Origin of the sequence: Bacillus sp. 491mf, assembly GCF_900112415.1 — a bacterium.
In the GTDB taxonomy this organism is placed as follows: Bacteria; Bacillota; Bacilli; order Bacillales; family Bacillaceae_G; genus Bacillus_A.
On record NZ_FOLV01000002.1, the window covers coordinates 172,642 to 197,147 of the forward strand.

Below are 24,506 nucleotides of genomic sequence, written 5' to 3' on the forward strand. Positions count from 1 at the left end.
ATAGTAGAAAAGACATTCACCCACATAAAGTCTACTAATTGTATTGACGAAAGATACCGTATTACAGTAGTATACTGTTTAGCGTGTATGTGTAAGGACGGTATTAGAAAGGAATATTTTTTTAGGAGGCATACCATGTTAGATCAAAAAATGACTGATGTGAGAATTTCAGCTGATGCAGTGATCCATGTAGAAGAAATGCAGGGCGGAGTTGTTCTATCAGTCGAAATAGATGGACAAATCATTTATACGATGACGTATGATGAAGAAACTGATAGTTATGCAGAATTATACGACCGAAATGATAAACGAGCTAGACAAGTTCACGAAGATTTTATGGGATGGTCACTTGTACACTAACGGTAATTTTAACAATCCAATACATGCTTCTTTTCATTTAGGAGAGAAGCATGTATTGGATTGTTTTATATTTACAAGATAAAAACTGAAAGAAAGTCTAGATAGGCGAGAGGCTACGTCCCACCGCGTGCAATGTTTAAATCAAAAGGAAAAAGCAAGTCATGGTCATATTGGCGCTTATGGGTTGGAAAATTAAATTGAATATATTTATAAATATAAAACAATAAGATTGTATATATAATGTAATAATTATATAGGATTTGTAATACTCATTTCTATATTGTTAGGGCATTGTAAATGTACATGTTGTGTTTTTTCGGTATGATAAAGTAAATAGGAAATTTTCATTTTTACCTTTTTCGGTAGGAGTCATACAGTACGTTAGAGCGGGATTAAGTGAAAAAGATGCAACAAACATAGGAGTGATTGTTTTGGGGAAATTACATGTTTCTAACCTTATTTTATTATGTGTCTGCGCAGTTTTATGTATTATTTTAGGGGTGTTTTTATATATATGTATATAAAGAAACGCATTCTAAAAAAGAATGCGTTATAAAATAGAACTAATAATCAAGCGTGTGCCGAGAATAATTAAGGTAATGCGTAATAAGTTGATAATGGCATTACCACTTAACTTTGTATTAATATAAGCTCCTAATTTCCCACCAATCCATGCCCCTGGGATTAAAACAAGGGCATAGAGCCAGCTAACATTACCAAGGGAAATATGAGTTGCTGAATTTACAATTGCAGATAAAAGAACAATAAACATGGATGTAGCAACGGCGATTTGAGCCGGAAAAGCAAAAAGAAGCATCATTGCTGGAACTAATAAGGCACCTCCGCCAATCCCGAATAAGCCAGAAATAAAACCTACACCTAATGAAATAATGATTGCAAGAAAAGGTGGAAACTGATAGGTGATGACTTCTCCTTCTGAAGTTGTAAAAGAACGTTTAATAACAGAACTACTTGAAACGGAAATGGGTTTCATTTTATCACGTAGCATTAGTAAAATCGATACGAAAATAAGAAAGACTCCAAAATATAAAGAAAAAGATTCTTGATTTAAAAATTTATTTGCCCAAGATCCGATGATTCCACCAGGGCCACTCCCAATAAATAAAATAAGACCACTTTTATAATCAACTCGTTTATGCTTCATATAAGTAAGGGTAGAAGCCAAACCTGTAAATACGACAGTAACAATTGAAGTGCCGACGGCTAATTGTGGGGATAGGCTGTGTAAGCCTATCAGTAATGGAACAATAATGATTCCACCACCAAGACCAACTAGACTTCCAATCGTACCTGCTAATAATCCAACAAGTAGTAGCATAATATATTCCAACAATAACATCTCCTCTTTTATAGCAAATACATCACTCATTATACAACGTTTTGAATGAAAATGATGTGTGTTTGCAAAAAAGTCGCCTTCTATATAAGAAGACGACTTTTTTTAGAAAATAAGATTTAATACGTAATAGCATAAAGCAGCTAATGAAGCTGAAATAGGAAGTGTAATCACCCATGTAATTAACATACGTTTTGCTGTTCCCCATTTTACACCCTTTACGCGATGTGAAGCGCCAACACCTAAAATAGAAGATGAAATAACGTGTGTTGTACTTACTGGTAAATGAATGAAAGTTGCGCCGAAAATAACAAGTGATGATGATAAATCAGCAGCTACTCCATTTACAGGGCGGATTTTCATAATTTGTCCACCGACAGTTTTAATAATTTTCCATCCTCCAATAGAAGTACCAAGACCCATTGCAGTCGCACACGCAAGTTGGACCCAAAAAGGGATATCTGATGAAGTGTGATAATTATTTGCAATAAGTGCCATTGTAATAATACCCATCGCTTTTTGAGCATCGTTTGTACCATGTGTGTAAGCTTGTAATGCAGCTGTGAACACTTGGAATAAACGGAAATTTTTGTTCGTTTTCGTCAGGTTAAAGTTTTTAAAGGAAACTTTAAAAATACTATACACGATGTAACCAATGACGAAAGCGATAATTGGTGAAGTAACTAAAGCTTCAATGATTTTAATGAAACCTTTATAGTTTAATGAATGTACACCAGCAGCGGCAATAGCTGCCCCAGCAATAGCACCGATAATAGCATGAGATGAACTACTTGGAATCCCGTAATACCAAGTAATTAAGTTCCATGCAATAGCAGCAATTAGTGCTGCTAAAATAACGACAGAACCATTTGGTAATGTAAATGGATCAACAATATCTTTTGTAATCGTCTTTGCTACACCCGTAAATGTCATTGCACCTAAAAAGTTCATAATAGATGCCATAATAATGGCTTGCCTTGGCTTTAAAGCCTTTGTTGAGACAGCTGTTGCGATGGCATTTGCTGTATCATGGAACCCGTTAATAAAGTCGAAAGCTAGGGCACATATGACAACTAAAACGGTTAAAATCAAGAGTGTATCCATGATCAAACTCCTTATGCGTTCTTCATAATAATTGTTTCTAAAACATTTGCTACGCTTTGGCAGCTGTCAGCAACTTCTTCTAGTTCTTCGTAAATTTCTTTGTATTGAATAATCTTAATTGGATCTTTTTCACGAGAGAACAGATGTTTAATTGCATGTCTGCGAATATCATCACATTTTGATTCGTAATCTTTAATCTTAATTGCATTTGTACGAATATCGAGTAGCTTTTTATTAGACATCAATTCAATAGACGATGCAATCTCAATCGCACATTGGTTAATTGCATCAACGAACTTAATCATGTACTCATCAGCTTCTGTAATAGAGTACATTTCAAATAGACCAGCACTATGATCTAATCCGTCTAATACATCATCCATACTCATTGCAAGTTGTAAAATGTCTTCACGTTCAATTGGAGTGATAAACGCTTTGTTTAATTCCATAATGATTTCGTGAATATATGAGTCGCCTTTTGACTCATATTCTTTCATGCGCATGGAGAATTCTTTTAAATCACTTGCGTTTTTAATTTTATACTCCACAAAATATTGTGCGCCTTCTTTTAAATTTTCGGAAATGTTCGCTAACATTTCTGAAAATTTATCTTTCTTCGATTTAAAAACCATATTGTTACCCCCACCAAAAAAATAGTTATGTAAAGCATATTGGCTAGTTCATTCTATCAAAAAGCTGTCGTTTTTTAAAACATTTTATCGAAAAGTTTACAAAAACTTAACATTAGACATATTGAAAAATTAGCAATATTAATATAAATTAGCGATGCTCTTGTCTATAGAATGTCCTTTTCTTATAAAAGTATGACTCATAAAGAGAGCTTATACTTGACGAATTATAGCAGTATCATGGAAAATTTGAAAAGGCATACTGTACATATATACATTTGAAAGTAAGATAGAGGAAGTGAATGAATGAAGTTGAGTAGCACTCATTTACAAAAGATACGGGAGTGGTTCAAAATAAGAAAAAAATTGCGAATCACATTGTTAACGATTAGCTTAATTTTCTTATCCTTGTTTATCTTTGTTAATATTATGATCACAATCCAAGATATTTCGGCATTAAAACAAGCAGTGCCTCAGCCGACAGTTATTTATGATGCAAATAAGGAAGTAGCAGCAAAATTGTCTTCTTCGAAAACGGATGGAATTAAACGGAAAGATATTCCGAAAGTTATGGTCGAAGCTGTTGTTGCAGTAGAAGATAAAAAATTTTATGAGCATAGCGGCGTCTATTATAGTGGAATTTTCCATGCGATTGTTAAAAATATAACAGCAGGAGAAGTTGTTGCTGGAGGAAGTACAATTACACAACAGTTGGCTAAAAACGTATTTTTAACACAGGATCGGACATTTTCACGAAAATTTAAAGAGTATTTTATCGCAAAGAAAATTGAACGCACATATACAAAAGATGAAATTATCGAGATGTATTTGAATCAAATTTATTTTGGTGAAGGAGCCTGGGGGATTAAAAAAGCGGCAAAAACGTATTTTGACAAAGAGGTAAAGGAATTGACGATTCCAGAAGCTGCTACTTTAGCCGGGTTAATTAAAGCACCTTCTACGTATTCACCTTTTAAAGATTTTAATAAGTCGATTGAAAGAAGAAATATTGTTCTCTCGTTAATGAAAGAACAAGGTTATATTACAGAGAAGCAATTTCAAATAGCAAAAGATGAAGGGCTTTCACTTCAGCGCGGTGTCGAAGATAAATATAAAGGAAAGTACTCTCAATATGTTGATTACATCGTTCGAGAGGCAATGAATAAATATAAATTAACACAAAATGAAATTTTATCAGGCGGTTATCATATTTACACAGAATTAAATCCAAAAATGCAAGAAGCTACAGAAGCGGTTGTAAATAGTGAACAATATTTTCCAAAGACTAATTCTGATCAAATCATGCAAACAGGTGTTGTACTTATGAATCCAAAAACAGGCGGCATTCCAGCCCTTGTAGGCGGGAGAGGACCGTATCAATTTTTACAGTTTAATCATGCGGTACAATTAAAACGTCAGCCAGGTTCCACGTTAAAACCGCTAGCAGTGTATACACCGGCATTAGAGCAAGGATATGAGGTATATGATGTATTAAAAGATGAACCGCTTGAAATTAATGAATATAAACCAAAAAATAGCGGGAATGTATACCATGGTAATGTGACGATGTATGAGGCAATCGCTAATTCTTATAATGTACCAGCTGTTTGGCTATTAAAACAAATTGGTTTAGAAAAGGGATTGAAGTCTTTAGAACGGTTTGGTATTCCGCTGCAAGAAAAGGATCGATCGTATCCATTAGCGCTAGGAGGAATGAGTGAAGGCACATCTCCTCTTGTTATGGCACAAGCGTACGCAACATTTGCAAATGATGGTGTGCAAATGGAAGCACATGCCATTCGAGAAATTCAAGATGGTGAAGGGAATATAGTAGGGAAATGGTACAAAAAGGAAATTCGTGTTACGGATGAAAAAACGGCTCAAAAGATGACATACTTATTAAAAGGAGTTGTAGAGAAAGGAACTGGAAAAAAAGCGAAACTTAAATATGCAGAGACTGCTGGGAAAACAGGAACAACACAATTAGCGGATGAATCAAATAACGGCTCAAAAGATTCATGGTTTGTTGGCTATACACCAGAATTGCTTGCATCTATTTGGGTTGGTTACGATAAAACAGATAATGAACATTTTGTGCCGGCAGGTAGTCAAATAACGACGACGATGTTTCGTGATATTATGAATAAAGCAATTGGAAAGCCAATTCAAAAAAACTTTGATTTGTCTCTTATACCAGAAGCTGAGTATACAAAACAGTTACAAACAATTGAAGAAGAAATGAAGCGAAAAGAAGAGAAAAAACGTCAAGAAGACAAACAAGGAAAAGAACAACAAGGGAACTTGATGGAAAAAATAAAAGAATGGTTTTCATCCTTTTAGAGAGTAAATCCCAGGTTATAAAATAACCTGGGATTTACATGTATTTTAAATTGTTAGTATAGGGATCGTTATTACTTTAGTCACAACGTCTTTCGCGTCGTTTACATTTCTTTCTTTTGCACTCATCTTTCTTACGATCTTGGTTACGTGTTTCATTATCATCATTGTTATTAGCATTGTTGTTATTCTCATTGTTATTCTCATTGTTGTTATTGTTGTCGTTATTGTTATCATTATCATTGTTGTTATAGTTCCAGCGCATACTTTGAACATGGAACGATGGTACATACGTAACCTGACCATCAACCTCTAGTAGAATATGACTATTAGTACGGCCGACAACAGTCCCTTCTATTTTCTTCGGACCTTGGTTCAATTGAACCGTTTCTCCTTTTAGCCGGTTAATAACACTTCCAAAACGAGTTCCGCTTACAATGATAGGGTCTTCATTCTGATTATTTTGATTATTTTGATTGTCGTTTTGTTCATTATCATCAGATTCTTCAGATTCATCTTCATATTGCTCGGCAAAGCCATTAATATGATGTAACGGATAATAAACAACACCGTCGTCAGATTGTACTACACAAAAATCACTTTGAACTTTTAATAATGTTCCCTCTCCTTTTTCTGGACCCCCTAAATTAACACTTACGTTTGTGCCAATTAAATTTTTAAAATTTCTCATCGAATTTCGAGAATAGTTCGACTGATTATATGGATACATCATACATAGTTCCTCCTTAATGGAAATTATTTCTCTTTAAATCATTTGTCGTTATATGATATTCATCTTTACAGGACAAGACCTAGGATACTTGACTAATTTATAAAAAATGTGCGTATACATAAAGTGAAACTTTAATCAGTGGGGGACTTTATCCCCCACTGATTATTAGCCCTCACCAATCGGGCTTTTACGGGCAGTTTATCTCCCGCCTAACTTCTTAAGAAAAGCGGAAGCGGCTCGCTCAGAATCGCAGGACGCCCACGCACAAGGCGGAGAGGCACTTTTTGCCTCGTCCGAGGGGGCGAAACGACCGGAGATTCTAGCCGCTAAAGCTGGACAACAAAGAAATGTGGAAGTGGCTCGTCCAGAATGTGAGGGGGATGGAGCTTCTGACGTAGAGGTGTTTTTTACCTCGCAGGAAGAAGTGAAGCCACCGAACATTCTAGCCACTGGAACTGGACAATGTTTTCACTGAATTTTGAGGTGGGAGTAATACTGCCCACGAATAGCGGGATAAAAAAACAAGCACTCTATTAGATTAAGAGTGCTTGTTGAGTTGAATATTTATATTTGTATGCACACTGCGCTCGGTTTTAGTTAATGTTGTATAAGAGATGACAATATTACCTTTGGCAATAGGTTCATAAGCAAGATCATCGAATTGGCCGTTATTTTTGTTATGGACTGTTAGTTCAATAGAGTCGAGATTTGCATTTGCATATTTTTCTTTGATTTGTGTTGCAATTGTTTCTAGTTGTTTATAGGAAGTGGCATCAGTTATTACCATTCCCTTTAGAACAATTTTTTCTTTTTGTCTAGTTTGTGTTAGTGGTATGTGGTTTTCATTTATATATAGGACTTGATAAGGAATGGTGTCGTCATTTGATTCTGCTCTTGGTCTATTGTATTCTCCAATTAAAAAGAGTGCAAAGCATAATGTTATACATGACATGAGAATAAGCCAAAAGCGGATAGATGATAATACTTTCATTAGTATTCACCCTCGTTTCCTATAAGTTCTTTCATTATGAATTATACAAAATGAGCATTAAATTAACGTTAAGCTGTGGTAAAGAAAAGTAAAGATATAAAAACCCTTTTTTAGGGGGCGAGAGGGGTTGGCCATGCGTAGAAGCGGTCAGGGCCCTTTCCTGTTATTAAAACAAAGGAAGCAAGCAGGTATAGGTCATGTTGTATTTTGCATAGCTGCGATGTATATGGTGAAAATCAAAATGAATGTATATAGAAAAATCTCTTAGATTTGTTATAGTTAATAAGAGGTTATAGGATTTTAAAGAGTGTAAACGCGTTATGAGTTGTTTGAAAATGAAATAATGTTTTCATTTTCATTTTTTTATATATAATTATATGTTTTTTAGACTTAAAGGTAGATAGGGGATGGTGTTTAAATGATTTCTATTGGGGTAACGGGATGGGGTGATCACGATTCTTTATATAAGGATCCATATGAAATAAAGCATAAACTGCAAACATATAGTGATCATTTTCCAATTGTGGAAGTGGATAGTTCTTTTTATGCTATGCAGCCTGTAAGAAATTATGAGAAATGGGCTTTAGAAACACCGTCAAATTTTTCGTTTATTGTGAAAGCCTATCAAGGAATGACAGGTCATATGCGCGGTGAAATTCCGTTTGCAAATATTGATGATATGTTTCACGCATTTAAAGAGTCAATCGCTCCTCTTCAAAAAGCCAATAAGTTAAAAATGGTATTATTCCAGTATCCACCTTGGTTTGATTGTCGAAAGAAAAATGTGGATTTATTACGCTATACAAAGGAAAAAATGCAAGATATCCCATGTTCATTAGAGTTTCGGAATCAGACTTGGTTTTATCCACAATTTCGTAATCAAACGTTGGAATTTATGAAACAAGAAGGTTGGATTCATACAATTTGTGATGAACCACAAGCGGGAGTTGGCTCTATTCCAATTGTATTAGAATCAACGCATGAACAAATGACTTTAGTTCGATTTCACGGACGCAATGTACACGGGTGGCTGGATAAAGGAGAGAACTGGCGGGCTGTTCGTTGTTTATATCGCTATAATAAACAGGAATTAGAAGAATGGATAGAACGAATAGAGGAATTGAAAACAAAAACAAAGGAAGTTTATCTTCTATTTAATAATAATTCTGGCGGAGATGCAGCAGATAATGCGAAACAGTTAATGGATATGCTGGGGATCACATACGGAGAGCCTAAACCTGAACAACTAAATTTATTTGAATGAAGTAAAATATTAACTAAAGAGTTAAAATAAAAAGAAACACACTGTACAAACAGGGGGAATGTACAGTGTGTTTCTTTATGAAAAAAGAGGGGTAACAATGTTACTGAGCGTTTGGTTGTTTCATCAATTGTTGGCTTCGTAATTAATGATAATGGTTATCATTATCAACGTCAATTGTTTTTCTAGTTTTAATCTTAAAAAATTCACGCCTTATAAAAATTAAGATGGGTGATCAATTATGTACGCTAGTGATAACTTGCTTGAAAAGATAGAAAAACTCTCATTGTAAAGATAAATGAGAGTTTTTCTGTCATTAGAGACTTATTGCTGTTCTTTTTGTTGTATGTATTGCTGTAAATCAAATGGTGAAACTTCTTGAATAAATTCTCTTGAAATAAGAGATTGAATAAGTGTACTTTCGGTAACGACAGTACCTGTTTTCTTTTTATAAGCTTGTTGTAATAAACTTAGCTTTTCTAATGTTTCTTTCGGCAATTCAATTGTTAATGTGTTCATATTTCTCCCCCCTGCTATTAGAGTATCACTAGAAGAGGAGAGAAACAAGAAAAGAGAAAGATATATAAGATGTGACAGGAAGTATATAAATCGATTTTAATTTATATGTATAAAAAAAGAAGGTAACTATTTTTAAAATAGCTACCTTCTTTTACGATTTTTACAGTAAGTATTGTTAAGCAATACCGATGTATTTCAAAGTTTTGGATGGGGTACTATGATCAAAAAAGTGTTGTAAAAAGGCAATATCTACGCCAGATTTATAAGCACAATATCCCCATGTTTTTCGAAGTGTATGCGAGCTAATCCCTTCTAAACCAACTTCTTTTGCTGCTTTGTTTAAAATGTACCAAGCATGTTGCCTTGTAATAGATTTTGTTCCTTTTTGAGATTTTAATAATGGTTCATTTCGCTTCCAGACTTTGCGTTCTTTCATATATTGTTCAATTGTATGTTGCAATTCTTCATTTACAGCGAACCATTTATGCTTTTTCATTTTGTCATTATAGAACAAAATTGAGTGACGAACATGCTCATCTTCATCGATAACATCGCCAACTTTTAACTGCAATATTTCACTTACTTTTAATCCGGAATTCACAGCTAATACGAATAATAAAGCATCGCGCTTTGATGATTGTATTAGTATATCTTTGATTTTTTCTAATTGTTTTTCGTTTTGAATTGGTTGTCCTACTTGTTTCATTTCACGCACTCTCCTCTTTTTGTATGTGTAAAGGAAAGGATTAACTAGTTATTACTGTAAAGGAAGAGTGTGAATTTCATGTGAACTTTTCGTGAAATTAGGACAAATTATTTGATTACTTCCACTTTTGACAAATGAAAGTAAAAGACAACGCCATTTTCTTTATTATAGACACCATAATTAGCATGATGCAATTCTAAAATGTTTTTTACGATGGATAGTCCAAGACCAGTTCCACCCGTATGACGGCTACGTGATGCATCTATTCGATAGAAGCGATCCCATATTTTATCTAAACTTTCTTCGGGAATAGGTGCACCGTTATTTTCAATTTCCACTTTTACGGTTTCTTCATTCTCACTGATAGTTACTTTTATTTGCTCTCCAACTGGTGTATAACGAATCGCATTGCTTAATAAATTGACGACAACTTGTTCAATACGATTTCGATTTGCTTGTACATAAATAGTGGAATCAAAGGCAAGCTCTACTTGTAAATCTTTTTCTTCGATGCTAAATAACAGCTTTGTATATACTTGTTGAATTAATTCTCCTATTGAAAACGGTTCTAATTCTAATTTATATGTGCCGGACTCAAGTTTTGCAAGTTCTAGCATTTCGACAATAAGGCGGTTCATGTTATCAGTCTCTTCTAAAATAACGTCAGTATAATACGTAGTGTCTTTACTTACGCCATCTTTAATGCCTTCAGCGAAACTTCGGATTACACTTAATGGTGTTTTTAATTCATGCGATACGCCAGATATAAATTCTTTTCTTGTTTTTTCTAGTTGCCGCTCTTTTTCAATATCTTGCTGTAGTTTTGTATTTACTACATGTAATTTATCAATTCGGTCTTTTAAATTTACAGAAAGAGAGTTAATACTACCTGATAGACTCCCTATCTCATCCTCAGTGGATATAGGAAGTTTTTCAGAGAAATCAAAGTTTGCCATTTTTTTTGTAACACGATTCATTTTAATAAGCGGATTTGCAATGATTTTTGAGTAATAAAACGATAATAAAATTATGACAATAAAGACGATCATTAACGCATAGACATAATAATCTTTCAAAACAAGCATAGCCTCATTAACGGGCTGCAATGATGTCATTGCAAATGCAAATTCTTTTATTTCTCCATTTGTAACTACGGGTTTAACAAAAATCTGACTTTTAATGTCGTTTTCTCCGCCGAGTGTATATGTTGTCATTTCACTCGCATTTGTTTTCCCTAATGCGACAGAAAGCTCCCAATGTTGGATGCCTTGCATTAATGTATCTTTATTTGCAAGACGAATATCGTTTGGAGAAGGCATATGCAATTTTGATATCGTACCATCGAATTTGTTAATGCTAGTACTAAAATCTTTTGTATATAAGTTTCTTTTGATATCTGTAAGTTGAATGCCAAATAGCTTCAAATCTGAAATGATATTATCATTTTGCCATGTTTTATTATCAGCAGTAGTAATTGTAACAGGAATAATCATATTGTTTTTTAAGATACCTTGTACACTGATTGGGTCAGATATTTTTAATCCTAAATTAATAAACGAAGAATATTCAGGAATTGTGAAAGTATTATTCAATGGAATAAACAGTGTATTATTGAATTTGTTAACAATTTCAATGTGATAATTTTTATCATCCTTAATAATACCATTGCGATCTAAAAGTACGAGTTCAGCGTTTGTTTTTTCATAAAACTCTTGTTTTAGCTTTGAAAGCTCCTCGAAAGTTCCGTTGCTTTTTTCATATTTGTTTACAAATTTTTCGAAATTAGTTTGGACCGTTTGAACTTTTTTATTAATATAAAATTTCTCTAAAAATAGTGATTGTCCAAGGAAAAAGAGTAGAAATGTAGCAGTAAATAATGCTGATGTTAATAAGAAAAGCTTAAACACAATACTTCTTTTTTTCACTTTTTCACCTCATAAGATGTAAATTCCATAATCGTCACTTTATTATAGCAAACGAATAAACATAGTAGGAGCGAAAATCTGTCGCATGCTGAGATAGTTCAATTCAAAAAGTCATATAAAGTGAGTATATACTGACATAAAATCCTTTCTTTCTAAGGAGAACGAGAGCATATGGTTATGCATAAAAGTGACTTATATATCTGAAAATCAAAATGGGTGTATATAGTAGAGGATAAAAAAGAACTTGCCAGACGTATGACAAGTTCTTATCGGATTTATGATTGGATTGCAGCGTCTAATGCAATTTCAATCATTTCGTTAAATGTTGTTTGACGTTCTTCGGCCGTTGTTTCTTCACCAGTAAAGATATGGTCACTTACTGTTAAGACAGATAATGCATTTACACCGTATTTTGCAGCTAATGTATATAGTGCAGTTGTTTCCATTTCAACAGCTAATACACCGTAGTCGCCAAGTTTTTTTACCATATCCATGCTTTCACGATAAAATACATCGGCTGTCAGTACGTTCCCAACACGGATGTGTAACCCTTTTTCTATACCAGCATCGTATGCTTTCTTCAATAAATCAAAGTTTGCACATGGTGCAAAATCAAATCCAGGGAATGTTAAACGATTTATGTTTGAGTCTGTACAAGCAGTCATTGCAATAATAACATCACGTACTTTTACGTCTTTTTGAATGGCACCGCATGTTCCAACACGAATTAAATTCTTTACCCCATAGCTTTGAATTAGCTCGTTTACGTAAATAGAAATAGAAGGAACTCCCATACCTGTACCTTGAACAGAGACGCGTTTTCCTTTATATGTTCCTGTAAACCCTAGCATGCCACGCACATTGTTATAGCATGTTACATCTTCTAAAAAATTTTCTGCAATATACTTTGCACGTAAAGGATCTCCAGGTAATAAAATAGATTCTGCAATTTCGCCTTCTTTTGCTCCAATGTGTATGCTCATATAAAATCCTCCTTGTTATGTAGCAATCAATATTACTAAATATTTACTTCACTTTGTAGTATACACGAAGTAGAGCGTTTACAATAGTATATTTCTATCTATAGATCTATTCAGGCAAAAGAAAATAATTGTGCTTTAATAGATGTTTTTGTCTGATTAATAATCAGAATTATGTTACAATTTATTAAAAAATAGATGGGTGATTTCATGAAAAATGTTATTATAGGAGTTATCGCTTTGCTTCTTATTGTTCTTGGTGGATTTTATATGAAAAAATATAAAAGCAGTGAAGAAACAACAGGGCAGATACAGCAGGTGAAGTGGCAACTACATGATATGGATATAAATGAAATCGCAAATATTACATTTCAATTGCAAAATAAAAAAGGAGCCGAAATTCGCGGTGTAAACGACCATATTCGCATGTTTATTGTGGACAGGCAGTTAACACAATCATATGAAGCGAGACCAACTTTTGTTGGAGATGGCTCTTACAAAGCTACATACCAGTTTAAAAAAGAAGGAGAATATACCATTTTCCTATATGAAGAAACAGGGGATACAACTAAACAATTTGCTGAAAAGAATATAGTAGCGGGAAAAAAAGTAGTAGAAAAAAAACAAAATCCAATTGCTGCAGATACGGTATTAACGAAATCTATTGGTCCATATAAAACATCGCTATTATTTCGTACGTTATATCCAAATGAAGAAGAAACATTAACGTTTCAATTTCAAGTGGGAAAAGGACAAAAGGTAAAGTTTCGTTCAAATGCAGGAGAACGTTCTGAATTACGTATAGTGGATGGAGAGCGACAGCATTTTTTATACGTTGTTCCTAATAATAATGAGGAACAATTACAATTTCGCGTTACGTTTCCGAGTGAAGGACTTTATAAAATATGGGGCACTTTTTATATTGACGGAAAGAAATATGAAGAACAATTTACTTTGCAAGTTCAGAAACGAAAAGACAGCTAAAATTAGCTGTCTTTTCGTTTTCCGATTAATTTTGTTACAGCGAGCATTGTAATTGGTAAGGAATGATTTTTACGAAATGCTAAATACTTCCCGCTCCATGTTGGTTTATATTTTTCTTTGAAATGTCGCAGGCCACTAAAACTATATGTATAACGAACGTTATTAAAAATGGCTGCTGCAACACGCTCTGACCAAAATGATTGTGCTGATAACCCAACATTAGAAAGCGGAGCCATTCCAATATTAAAGTATTGATAGCCATTTTCTTTTGCCCATTGGAATAAATGAATGAACATAGCATCCATAATTCCGCTAGGTGCATTAGGATAATAGCGCATTAAATCAACAGATAATTCACCGTCTTGGTAAACTGGCATAAATGTTGTAAAAGCAATAATTTTACCATCAATATCAGAAAGTGTTGCGATGGGCGCACGATTTATGTAATCACGATCAAAATAACCGAGAGAGAAGCTTTTTTCTTTTTTCCCCCCAAGCCATGCATCTGATACTTTTTTTAGTTCATCATACAATTCATCTGTAAATGGTGGTTCGTGAATCGCAAAAGTATAACCATCTCGCTCGAAACGATTGAAAGTTGCACGCAATCCAGCTCGTTTTTTTCCTGAAATTGTGAAATTATTTAAATCGACAACTGCCTCTTCACCAAGCTTGAAGAAGTTATATCCAAAATCATGATATAAACCCAGCCATTTACTTTCAATTTGATAAAATACGCAAATATAGCCGAAACGATCCGCTTCTGTTAAAAATTCTTCTAAAACGTTACGAAAAGAAGAAGGTTGTCCAATTGGATCACCAAGTATAATAAGACGTTTACCGGCAGGAGCAAACTGAATCATTGCTTTTCCGTCGTTACTGAAAAAGAATTGCTTATCTCCTAAAAAACCAAGGTGACTTAACACGTTTCCACCATATTCATCTAAAAAGTGTTGTAGTTGTGTCATATTGGCTGGTTGCCCGGGAAATTTAGTTTTGTAACGATTGGCAATTAGGGAACCAATTAGCAGAAAACTTGGTACAAAAAAAGCTGCTGCAATTGCACTGCGCTGTACTTGTTTAATATTACGAACAACAAAATCAGGTTTAAATACTTCTTTGGCATCGGCAAATTGTACCCCAAGTTTTTTGTACAGATACAACGTAATCAGTACAAAGAGACAAACTTTTACTACATCTGAAAATGAAATCGCTATTTTCTCACGAACAAATCGTTTGCGAATCATATATAGTACAGTTAGCACAATGAGTAAAATAAAGGTTTCTTCTAAATCAATTCCTTTTAGTGTATTGAAGATCGCAGCTCCGATGAGAGATACAATTGTCATATAATAGGAGCGTTTCGTTCCGTGATAAATGCCACGTGATAAAATAACGAGTAAAATACCAAATGTTAGTGATAAACTAAAGGAAATTTGTACAAGGTATTTAGGAACTAAAATATGCAATGCATGAGCACGTTCAATACTTGTAGGGAAAATGGTGGAAAAAATAACCATAAGTCCTGCGAAAATTGTTAATGCAGCAGATGCCCAAGAACCTAGTTTTCCAAGAAAATCACGTTGTAATGACCAAATGACCCCAGTTGTTTCCAGGGCAGGTGCAATAAATGGTTTATCTTCAAATTTCTTTAAAGCAGCTCCTGTCATTTCAAATGCTGCAAAAATTAAACCGAGTCCAAACGGTAAAATATAATATACAAGGCGATATAATAACATAGCAGGAAGTAATACACCTGTATCTACACCATATTGTCCAATCCCTGTTAAAAAAACAAAGTCGAAGGAACCAAGCCCCCCTGGTACAAGACTCACAACGCCAGCTAAAGCTGCAATAACATATACACCGAGAACTTTATGGAAATCTATTTCAATTCCGAATAGAAGTAAGATGACATATATTACTATACCCGCTGATACCCACTCTACTAATGAAACAAGGGAGTAGAGGACAGTTGGATTTTTTTCAACTTGTTCTTCTTCTTTTCTTTGCTTGCGACTTTTTATTTTAGAAATCCCTATGTATAACGGAACAAAAAGAGCAAAAAAGATGAAAACGGGCCATAGCCAAGGCTTTTCGTGTAAAATAAATCTTGTATCTAGTATGCCAATTAGACCGAGAAAAGATAATAATGCTAGTCCGTTAATAAAAGCTGCTGTCATCCAGGCGATACTTCGAATAAGTTTACCATTTTCTTGTACATAAGGACGATATAACATTGTACGTATACCTGCCCCAACAAGACCGCCAAATCCTATAAATCCATTGAATGTATTAGCAGTCCAAGAAATACGAAAAATCTTTTTAATTGGTATATCTGCTTGTAGATGCCGCAACATTACAAAATCGTAAAAGAACATTGTAGCAACAGCAAATGCACCGAGTATAACGGCTAAGAAAAATCCACCGGGTGGAATATGTTTAATCGTTTCAACTGCTTCTCGAAATGAAACACCAGATAGTTCTTTGCGTGCTTGAAAAAACACGATTGTTAATACAACAAAGGGAAAAATAAATTTTCCAATTTGTAATATACGTTTCCATGAAAACGACATAAAGACAACTCTCCTTGTATTAGAAAACTGAGACAATATTTTTATTATGACAAACTTCAATAAAAATAAAAAGAAAAATTCTTTGAAAATGTAGTTGTAATTTATATATGTAAACATTATCTATTAATAATCGGTAAAACTTTATACTTAAAAATCTGAAAAATCCCACTTTATTTCGAAGGTTTTTTGAAAGAATTTCCTTCTTTTGAAGGAAATTTGTTTTTAAAATCGAAAATCAAAACATATATTTGCGTGATGTCATTCTGTAGTTATGTGATAAAAAAAGAGATAGTGTGAGTGAGGATTTTCATATTAATACGTTCGAAGAATTTTGCGTATATTTTGATGAGGATACAATTGGGAGTAAGGCGTTTTGTAAAGAAGCTGATCCAAAATAAATATATAACAGAAAAATTAACTTTCAAAATTAGTTCAAATGGTAGGGGGAGAAACTAACATGTCCAATTTAATGGTTGAAAACCAAACGCAGCAAGTAACTGTTTTTTTGGGAGAAGTAGTTGAAGTAATCACTAAATATGTAAACTATTATACGCTACCTTTATTATTAGAAGAAACACCATCCGGCGATGAACAGTATTTTGCTGGATTATTAGCTTCCATTCGGCGCTTGCTTGTATTTTGTGAAGAAGGCTTAGATGCTTGCTCTGTATTACTGAATAATAAACCGTTTCGGAAAAGTGCAGCGGAAAGAACGTTATATAAAATCTATCATCAAGTGATTGCAGAGTTTTTTTCACCTAAAAATGATCATTGGTATGAAAATAGCCGATCAGCTTATACGGGAAAGAATTCAATTGCGTTTCAAAAGCAACCTCCTATGTCGATTGAACAAATGATGAAAGAGTTAGAAGGGAAATTTCAAATGCTGCGTGAAGAGCTAGAATATTATGAGACCGACTATCAAACGAAAATGATCCAAAAATATTAACTACTGTAAGAAGTTAGGTGATTCCTAGCTTCTTTTGCTTTTTGAATCGTCATATACAACCGGAATTTTGAATACATTTAAGAAGGATATATTGATGGAGGTGTCATATGAGTCAGCAAGAAGTATTCACTGATTACTTTCATGAGGTTGAAAGTTGGTGTGAAAGTGTTCTCCACGTATTAGATAGCCGGGCAACAGAAGTGTATGATGTTCATATGCTTGCATATAAAATTCAAATGCTATTAGATCGCATTAAAGAAAATGAATATGATTACGATGCAGAGTTTGTTTATGAAATTAGTGATGATGTCGAGCATATTCAACACTACTTACAAGAAGCGTTAATGACTGATTCGGAATATGCATTATATGAAAGAAATTATGAAAGAGCTTCTGTACCAATTGGCGGACATACCTTGCCGCCGCTTCCGTATCCGTATAATGCGTTAGAGCCTTATATCTCAAGGGAAATTATGATGCTTCATCACGATAAGCATCATCGTAGTTATGTAGAGGGATTAAATAAAGCAGAGAAGATGATGGCAGAAGCAAGAAAAACAAATCAATTTGATTTAATAAAACATTGGGAGAGAGAAGCTGCCTTTCATGGTTCTGGTCATTATTTACACACCATTTTTTGGAATAATATGAAAAGAGATGGTGGTGGCAGCCCGCATGGAGACTTATCGAGGGAAATTGAAAAAGATTTTGGGAGCTTTTTACGTTTTCAAAAACATTTTACAGAAGCAGCAGCAAAGGTGGAAGGTTCAGGATGGGCTATTCTCGTTTGGGCGCCTCGTTCTGGACGATTAGAAATTTTACAAAGTACACTTCATCAATTATTTACACAGTGGGATACAATTCCTCTATTAGTACTGGATGTATGGGAACATGCCTATTATTTACAATATCAAAACCGAAAGGAAGAATATATAAAGAATTGGTGGAATATTGTCAACTGGGGAGATGTAGAGAAAAGATTTGAAAGTGCGAAGAATTTACAGTGGATACCATATTAGACGCATCACAATGCGTCTTTTTTAGTTGTCTTTCTATTCGGTTGCAAGCTAGTTATCCATCTCAACTTCCATTCATATTTTAAAGGTCCAAGCATACACTTGTACAAAAAGTGCCAAAAAGGACGTGGATATATGCGGAGAAGATGGATCGTGATTGCACTTATTCTAATATGTGCAAGTATGTTGCCACATGATACATATGCACAAATGAATAATGTTAGTGCACGTAATGCTGTGTTGATGGAGCAACATTCGGGGCGAGTATTATATGGGAAGTTAGAGCATGAATCTGAAAAAATCGCAAGTATTACAAAAATTATGACCGCACTTTTAGCGGTCGAATCAGGGAAAATGAAAGAAAAGGTATCCATTAGTAATACAGCGGTTCGTGTGGAAGGATCAGCTATTTATTTAAAACCAGGACAGAAAGTACCATTAGAAGATTTAGTATATGGTTTAATGCTGCGCTCTGGAAATGATGCAGCTCAAGCAATTGCAGAATATGTTGGCGGGAGTATAGATGGATTCGTATATCTAATGAATGAAAAAGCAGCACAAATTGGAATGAAGGATACACATTTTTCTAATCCACATGGTTTAGACGGCGACGGGACACATTATTCTTCAGCATATGATATGGCACAGTTAACCCGGTATGCCATGGAAAACGAGACATTTCGTAAAATTTTTGGAACGAAAACGTATCAATCTAAAGTATGGGACTATCCATGGAAAAATAAACATAAGCTTGTTACTTCTATGTACGAGTATGCAACGGGAGGGAAAACTGGATTTACGAAAAAGGCAGGGCGAACACTTGTAACAACTGCATCAAAGGATGGGCTAGATTTAATTGTTGTAACATTGCAAGCTTCGGGTGATTGGGATGACCATATGTACTTATTTAATGAAGGATTTAAACAATATACAGCAACTACGGTAGTAGCGAAGGGGCCTCTATCTGAACTGCAAGACAAAAAGTATACCAATCATATATATACGAAAAATGATTTATTAGTGCCGCTAACAAAAGAAGAGGCTAAAAAGGTTGTTATAAAAATTGAATTTGATAAAACAGCCAAGCTGATAGATGGAGAGAAAGTGGGGCGTGCTGTCGCTTATTTAAACGAAGAAGAAATTGGAGAGCGTAACCTATTTTATAGTAAACGGAAACTTATTGTGAGCACGGGTTTGTTTTGGAGAGATTTTCAGGAAGTATTTTCTCATATGTTAGGTGTGGAAATAGATGGTTAATATTATATGGGTTGCGATGGCGATAATTGGTATTGTATATGCAATGTTTAATGGAACGATGGACGAAGTAAATAAAGCAGTTTTCGAAGGTTCAAAAAATGCTGTAACCATTTGTATCGGACTGATTAGTGTTCTTGTTTTTTGGCTAGGTTTAATGAAGATTGCCGAGGAAGCTGGTTTGCTAAAGAAACTTGTTGCACTGTTTATGCCTCTTGTAAAAAAACTGTTTCCAGAAGTGCCAAAGAATCATCCAGCACTGGGGTTCATTTTGTCTAATATGATGGCAAACTTTTTTGGATTAGGCAATGCAGCCACGCCGCTTGGGATTAAAGCAATGGAACATTTAAAAGAATTAAATGGAGGAAGAGACTTTGCAAGCCGCTCTATGATTACATTTCTTGCTTTAAATACATCAGCTATTACACTTATTCCCACTACTGTTATTTCGATTCGGATGACGTATCATTCTGCAAATCCAACTGAAATTGTAGGCGTAACGTTTATCGCTCAGGTTTTATCTATGATTGGAGCGATTTGGATTGATCGTTACTTTTACCGAAGAAGAAGTAGAAAGGGGAAGAAAAAATGAACCTCGTTAATACGATTTCTTTATGGGTAATCCCCTGTGTAATTGGATTTATTTTATTATATGGTACGATAAAAAAAGTACCGACGTATGAATCATTTGTAGAAGGCGGGAAAGAAGGAATTCAAATTGCTATATCTATTTTGCCATTTATGGTCGGTATGCTCGTTTCTATTTCAATTTTTCGTGCTTCAGGCGCGCTAGATGCAATGATCCATGTAATGAAACCAATGCTAGATGCTATCCATGTGCCAGCAGAGATTGTTCCTCTTGCTCTTATTCGCCCTATTTCTGGATCAGCAGGGCTAAGTATTACAACTGATTTAATTGCCACATATGGGCCGGATTCATTTATTGGGAGACTTGCGTCTACGATGCAAGGAAGTACAGATACAACTTTTTATATTTTAACAGTTTATTTTGGAGCGGTTGGGATTCGGAAAATGGGCGATGCTTTAAAGGTAGGCTTATTTGCTGATTTAATTGGGATTGTGTGCTCAATTGTATTTGTTTCACTCATGTTTCAGCAATAATGATTCATTTTTCATTCCAATTAGACTATAATACGGATACAGCCACTATTAAGAATGTGCTTAATAGTGGCTTTTTTATGGATTATTTTTGACAAAACCGTGAACAATTGTTGTGAGAAAATGGAAGGATGTAAATCATAATAAAGAAGAAAAATGCATTTTATTCCTTTATTAGCTTATAAAGTTGGCGATGTTGTTTACGGTAAGGAAGGATAATCGCCATTAAGGCTAGACAGTTGCCAAGTCCTTCTAATGAAGGTAAGATGAATTTGAGGTGAAGAAACGAAATGGAACGACTACAAAAGGTAATAGCGCAAGCAGGTATTGCGTCGAGAAGAAAGGCAGAAGAACTCATTCAACAAGGTAAAGTTAAGGTTAACGGAAAAATCGTGACTGAACTAGGAACGAAAGTGAGTGCGCAAGATAAAGTTGAAGTAAACAACATTCCTCTTGAAAAAGAAACGCCTGCTTACTTTTTATTATATAAACCAACGGGTGTTATTTCGAGCGTAACAGATGATAAAGGAAGAAAAGTTGTGACAGATTTCTTTTTAGATATTCCACAGCGTCTGTTTCCAATTGGCCGATTAGATTATGATACATCTGGTTTAATATTGATGACAAATGACGGAGAGTTTGCGAACATTTTAATGCATCCAAAGTATAAGGTTGAGAAAACATACGTAGCAAAGGTAAAAGGTCCGCTAACTGGTGAAAAAATCCGCATGTTAGAAAAAGGTGTTATGCTAGAAGAAGGAAAGACGGCGCCTGCACGTGTGAAAATCCTTTCATGGGATAAGCGTAAAGAAATTGCAATTGTACAATTGACAATTCACGAGGGAAGAAATCGCCAAGTACGTAGAATGTTTGAAGCAGTTGGATGTAACGTGATGAAATTAAAGCGTGAGCGTTATGCCTTCTTAGAGTTAGGGAGTTTGCGCCCAGGGGATGCGAGAGAACTAACTCCTCATGAAGTAAAACAACTTCGTGCTCTCGCTTCAACGAAACCGAGATAGTATAGAATATAAAGGCTTCTATCAGTAAAGAAAACTTTACTGATAGAAGTGAATACATATATAAATTTATTGTAACTACTCAGTCATACATTTCATTTAGAAGTTTGATAAGGGGATTATTCCAGTGAACATATGCCCCTTATTATCTATAGAAAGTTACTTTCATTTTTCGGCATATAGACTACTATCATGAAGATCAAAACGGACCTATCTTTCTTTGTTTTAAAACTTTGCACTTGGCAGGTAAAGGCCCTGACCGCTTCTATGCATGGCTAGATCCTCTTGCCTACCTTAAAAAGGGTTTTATGTCAGTTTTTCAATGGGCATTTTTATAGAAAAGTTTAGTATGTGCTAAACTTCTTTATTCGGTTAAGGAAGGAGAGACACTGTGAAGAAAAATAGACTGTTATTTCGCGTAATTATTTTGCTCATCTTAGGAGGAGCGTTAGGTTTTACGCTATATCAAAACTTTTTTGTTGATAAAGAGAAAGTACAAGTAGGAAAGGCAGCGCCAAACTTCGTAGCTACTGATTTAGAAGGTAAAAAGATTACGTTAAAAGAGTTAAAAGGAAAAGGTGTGTTTTTAAATTTTTGGGGGACATGGTGTAAACCTTGTGAGAAAGAAATGCCATATATGAACGAACTGTACCCGAAATATAAGGAAAAAGGTGTTGAAATATTGGCATTAGATGCAGACGAAACAGAACTCGCTGTGAAGAATTTTGTGAGTGGGTACGGATTGAAATTTCCTGTAGCTATTGATAAAGGACAAGAAATTTTAAATACATATGGTGTAGGACCACTACCGACAACGTTTTTAATTGATAAAGATGGCAAGATTATCGAAAAAATTACAGGTACACAATCGAGAGAACAAATGGAAGAATACTTAAAGAAAATTACTCCATAATGAGAAGAGGATAGAAAGTTTATTCAAGTTCTTCGACAATCGAGGTGCTGTACATGGTTTTCAGCACCTATCATTAAATTTCTGAGTATTTTGTTAATTTATACATAAAACATAGATACATAGAAATATGAAAAAGGCGGTGAAAGATTTGGGACAAGTAAAATGTGATTGTGGTCACGTAAACCCAATCGGTACAATTTTTTGTGAAGCTTGCGGAAAACCTTTTGAAGATAAGCAGGATACAAAATTACTAGATATGCGATATGAAGGAAGTGCGCGGCGTTCTATTACGCATTCCAAAACAGTGGTAGATAAAATTTGGAGCTTCTTTTCTTCTGTAAAAGTTGGAATATGGCTTATTGTTATTACACTGATCGCATCTGGAATTGGAACGATTTTCCCGCAAGAAATGTATATTCCACCAACTGTCACGCCTGGAGAATACTATGAACAGCAGTATGGTTTCCTTGGGCAATTGTATTATCATTTAGGGTTTAATAATTTATATAGTTCTTGGTGGTATATGATTTTAGTGGCATCTATTGGGATTTCTCTCGTTATATGTAGTTTAGATCGTGTTGTTCCTTTATATAAAGCGCTGAAAAAACAACGGGTAACAAGACATCCAAGTTTTTTAAAAAGACAGCGGTTATATGGAACAGCAGATGCGACTACAGAAGAGATTGAATGTGTAAAAGAGAACTTGAAAAAGAGAAAATACAATATTCAAGTTGAAGATAATAATATTTTAGCAGAAAAAGGTCGTTTTTCGCGTTGGGGTCCATACGTTAATCATATTGGTCTTATCATTTTTTTATTTGGAACGATGCTTCGTGTTGTTCCTGGTATGTATGTTGATGCATCACTTTGGCTTCGGGAAGGTGAAACGAAAGAAATTCCTGGAACAGACGGAAAGTATTATTTGAAAAATGAGAAATTTATTAAAGAAGTTTATGATAAAAGTAAAGAAAATAAAGTATTTAACGATGCGATTGATCGTGTTGGAAATAAGATGATAGAGAAAAATTTTCAAACAAATGCTGTTTTGTATAAAGTAGTCGGGAGAAGCGTTGCTGGTGAAGAGCCGAAGCTTGAGAAAGTGAAAGACGAAAACATTCGAGTAAATGAACCTCTTAAATTTGATGACTATGCACTTTATCAGGTTTCCTATAAAGAAGGCGAATTAAATAAAATGTCTTTCTTTTTACAAAAGAAAGAAGGTGGTCAAAAATGGGGCCCGATTACTGTTGATCTAGCAAATCCAAAAGAAACATACGATTTAGGAAATGGGTATTCTCTGCATCTGTTAAGTTATTTTCCTGATTTTTATTTTGATGAAAGCGGCAAGCCAAATACAAAAACGAAGCTTCCTAACAACCCTGCTTTTGTCTTTAAAATGTTTACGCCTGAAACGCCAAATGGAGAAGTGAGTTTTGTTGGAATTCAACAAAATATAGAGCCTGAAGGAAATAATTTATACAAAATGTCTTTTGCAGGCATCGAAACGCGAAACGTTACAGCACTTACTGTTCGGAAAGATTTAACACTTTGGGTAATCGCTTTAGGAGGCTTTATTTTCATGGTCGGCGTTATCCAGGGGATGTATTGGAATCATCGTCGTATTTGGGTGCAGTGTGTTGATAACGAATGGTGGATTGCGGGTCATACAAATAAAAATTGGTATGGTTTGCGAAAAGAGATTGAAAAGGTGCTAGAAGGGACAAGTATTCCGCAGCCAAATGATAAAGTAAATGAGAAAAAAATTAGTTAAGGTGGG

22 protein-coding genes are annotated in these 24,506 nt (G+C 34.6%); 12 read left to right on the forward strand and 10 right to left on the reverse strand.

Features of this window, described 5'->3' with window-relative positions:
* The first annotated feature begins 135 nt into the window (after window positions 1-135).
* Entirely contained in the window at window positions 136-360 is a 225-nt protein-coding gene (locus BM211_RS03685; RefSeq protein ID WP_035435196.1) for a hypothetical protein, read from the forward strand.
* A 550-nt stretch (window positions 361-910) separates the two neighbouring features.
* On the opposite strand, the gene BM211_RS03690 is transcribed toward BM211_RS03685, so the two are convergent.
* The 3 genes from BM211_RS03690 to BM211_RS03700 form a co-directional block, all read right to left on the reverse strand.
* Window positions 911-1,711 (reverse strand): sulfite exporter TauE/SafE family protein, encoded by an 801-nt coding sequence (locus BM211_RS03690; RefSeq protein ID WP_035435193.1) that lies wholly within the window; start codon window positions 1,709-1,711, stop codon window positions 911-913.
* Between the two features lie 111 nt (window positions 1,712-1,822).
* A complete protein-coding gene (locus BM211_RS03695; protein ID WP_035435191.1) occupies window positions 1,823-2,821 on the reverse strand; it encodes an inorganic phosphate transporter in 999 nt (332 codons plus the stop codon).
* Between the two features lie 11 nt (window positions 2,822-2,832).
* Window positions 2,833-3,453 (reverse strand): DUF47 domain-containing protein, encoded by a 621-nt coding sequence (locus BM211_RS03700; protein ID WP_035435189.1) that lies wholly within the window; start codon window positions 3,451-3,453, stop codon window positions 2,833-2,835.
* Between the two features lie 303 nt (window positions 3,454-3,756).
* Here BM211_RS03700 and BM211_RS03705 point away from each other — a divergent pair, with 303 nt between their 5' ends.
* The gene (locus BM211_RS03705) at window positions 3,757-5,790 is read left to right on the forward strand and encodes a transglycosylase domain-containing protein (RefSeq protein ID WP_035435187.1); all 2,034 of its coding nucleotides are present in this window, start codon (window positions 3,757-3,759) and stop codon (window positions 5,788-5,790) included.
* A 76-nt stretch (window positions 5,791-5,866) separates the two neighbouring features.
* Here BM211_RS03705 and BM211_RS03710 read toward each other — a convergent pair whose 3' ends face one another.
* Both BM211_RS03710 and BM211_RS03720 read right to left on the reverse strand, forming a co-directional pair.
* Complete coding sequence (locus BM211_RS03710) at window positions 5,867-6,520, reverse strand: hypothetical protein (protein WP_035435185.1); 654 nt, start codon at window positions 6,518-6,520, stop codon at window positions 5,867-5,869.
* A gap of 538 nt (window positions 6,521-7,058) precedes the next feature.
* Window positions 7,059-7,511, reverse strand: a complete 453-nt coding sequence (locus BM211_RS03720; RefSeq protein WP_035435182.1) for a hypothetical protein — start codon at window positions 7,509-7,511, stop codon at window positions 7,059-7,061.
* Between the two features lie 418 nt (window positions 7,512-7,929).
* Between BM211_RS03720 and BM211_RS03725 the strand changes: the two genes are divergently transcribed.
* Complete coding sequence (locus BM211_RS03725) at window positions 7,930-8,775, forward strand: DUF72 domain-containing protein (protein ID WP_035435180.1); 846 nt, start codon at window positions 7,930-7,932, stop codon at window positions 8,773-8,775.
* 321 nt (window positions 8,776-9,096) lie between these two features.
* Here BM211_RS03725 and BM211_RS03730 read toward each other — a convergent pair whose 3' ends face one another.
* The 4 genes from BM211_RS03730 to deoD all read right to left on the reverse strand — a co-directional run bounded on the left by BM211_RS03730 (window position 9,097) and on the right by deoD (window position 12,905).
* The gene (locus BM211_RS03730) at window positions 9,097-9,291 is read right to left on the reverse strand and encodes a DUF3924 family protein (protein ID WP_035435177.1); all 195 of its coding nucleotides are present in this window, start codon (window positions 9,289-9,291) and stop codon (window positions 9,097-9,099) included.
* A gap of 175 nt (window positions 9,292-9,466) precedes the next feature.
* Entirely contained in the window at window positions 9,467-9,997 is a 531-nt protein-coding gene (locus BM211_RS03735) for a tyrosine-type recombinase/integrase (RefSeq protein ID WP_035435176.1), read from the reverse strand.
* Window positions 9,998-10,104: 107 nt separating this feature from the next.
* Complete coding sequence (locus BM211_RS03740; RefSeq protein ID WP_035435173.1) at window positions 10,105-11,922, reverse strand: sensor histidine kinase; 1,818 nt, start codon at window positions 11,920-11,922, stop codon at window positions 10,105-10,107.
* 275 nt (window positions 11,923-12,197) lie between these two features.
* On the reverse strand, window positions 12,198-12,905 hold the full coding sequence (deoD, locus tag BM211_RS03745) for a purine-nucleoside phosphorylase (protein WP_035435171.1): 708 nt from the start codon (window positions 12,903-12,905) through the stop codon (window positions 12,198-12,200).
* A gap of 207 nt (window positions 12,906-13,112) precedes the next feature.
* On the opposite strand from deoD, the gene BM211_RS03750 reads away from it, so the two are divergent.
* Window positions 13,113-13,886: a hypothetical protein gene (locus BM211_RS03750; protein ID WP_090995184.1), complete on the forward strand. Its 774-nt coding sequence runs from the start codon at window positions 13,113-13,115 to the stop codon at window positions 13,884-13,886.
* Between the two features lie 2 nt (window positions 13,887-13,888).
* Here the strand turns inward: BM211_RS03750 and mprF are convergent, their stop codons facing one another.
* On the reverse strand, window positions 13,889-16,462 hold the full coding sequence (mprF, locus tag BM211_RS03755) for a bifunctional lysylphosphatidylglycerol flippase/synthetase MprF (RefSeq protein WP_035435167.1): 2,574 nt from the start codon (window positions 16,460-16,462) through the stop codon (window positions 13,889-13,891).
* A 457-nt stretch (window positions 16,463-16,919) separates the two neighbouring features.
* Between mprF and BM211_RS03760 the strand changes: the two genes are divergently transcribed.
* From BM211_RS03760 to BM211_RS03795, 8 genes are all read left to right on the forward strand, one after another.
* A complete protein-coding gene (locus BM211_RS03760; protein ID WP_090995186.1) occupies window positions 16,920-17,411 on the forward strand; it encodes a DUF3907 family protein in 492 nt (163 codons plus the stop codon).
* Between the two features lie 107 nt (window positions 17,412-17,518).
* The gene (locus BM211_RS03765) at window positions 17,519-18,430 is read left to right on the forward strand and encodes a superoxide dismutase (protein WP_035435161.1); all 912 of its coding nucleotides are present in this window, start codon (window positions 17,519-17,521) and stop codon (window positions 18,428-18,430) included.
* Between the two features lie 132 nt (window positions 18,431-18,562).
* On the forward strand, window positions 18,563-19,684 hold the full coding sequence (locus tag BM211_RS03770; RefSeq protein ID WP_035435159.1) for a D-alanyl-D-alanine carboxypeptidase family protein: 1,122 nt from the start codon (window positions 18,563-18,565) through the stop codon (window positions 19,682-19,684).
* Window positions 19,677-20,273: a nucleoside recognition domain-containing protein gene (locus BM211_RS03775; protein ID WP_035435157.1), complete on the forward strand. Its 597-nt coding sequence runs from the start codon at window positions 19,677-19,679 to the stop codon at window positions 20,271-20,273. The genes BM211_RS03770 and BM211_RS03775 overlap by 8 nt, the downstream gene beginning before the upstream one ends.
* Window positions 20,270-20,803, forward strand: coding sequence for a spore maturation protein SpmB (gene spmB, locus BM211_RS03780; RefSeq protein WP_035435154.1), 534 nt, complete (start codon window positions 20,270-20,272; stop codon window positions 20,801-20,803). The genes BM211_RS03775 and spmB overlap by 4 nt, the downstream gene beginning before the upstream one ends.
* Before the next feature lie 287 nt (window positions 20,804-21,090).
* Entirely contained in the window at window positions 21,091-21,819 is a 729-nt protein-coding gene (gene rluB, locus BM211_RS03785) for a 23S rRNA pseudouridine(2605) synthase RluB (protein WP_035435151.1), read from the forward strand.
* Window positions 21,820-22,207: 388 nt separating this feature from the next.
* Complete coding sequence (gene resA / locus BM211_RS03790) at window positions 22,208-22,729, forward strand: thiol-disulfide oxidoreductase ResA (RefSeq protein ID WP_035435149.1); 522 nt, start codon at window positions 22,208-22,210, stop codon at window positions 22,727-22,729.
* A gap of 127 nt (window positions 22,730-22,856) precedes the next feature.
* Window positions 22,857-24,500 carry a cytochrome c biogenesis protein ResB gene (locus BM211_RS03795; RefSeq protein ID WP_081904927.1) on the forward strand — a complete coding sequence of 548 codons (1,644 nt, stop codon included), beginning with the start codon at window positions 22,857-22,859 and terminating at the stop codon, window positions 24,498-24,500.
* Window positions 24,501-24,506 lie beyond the last annotated feature (6 nt).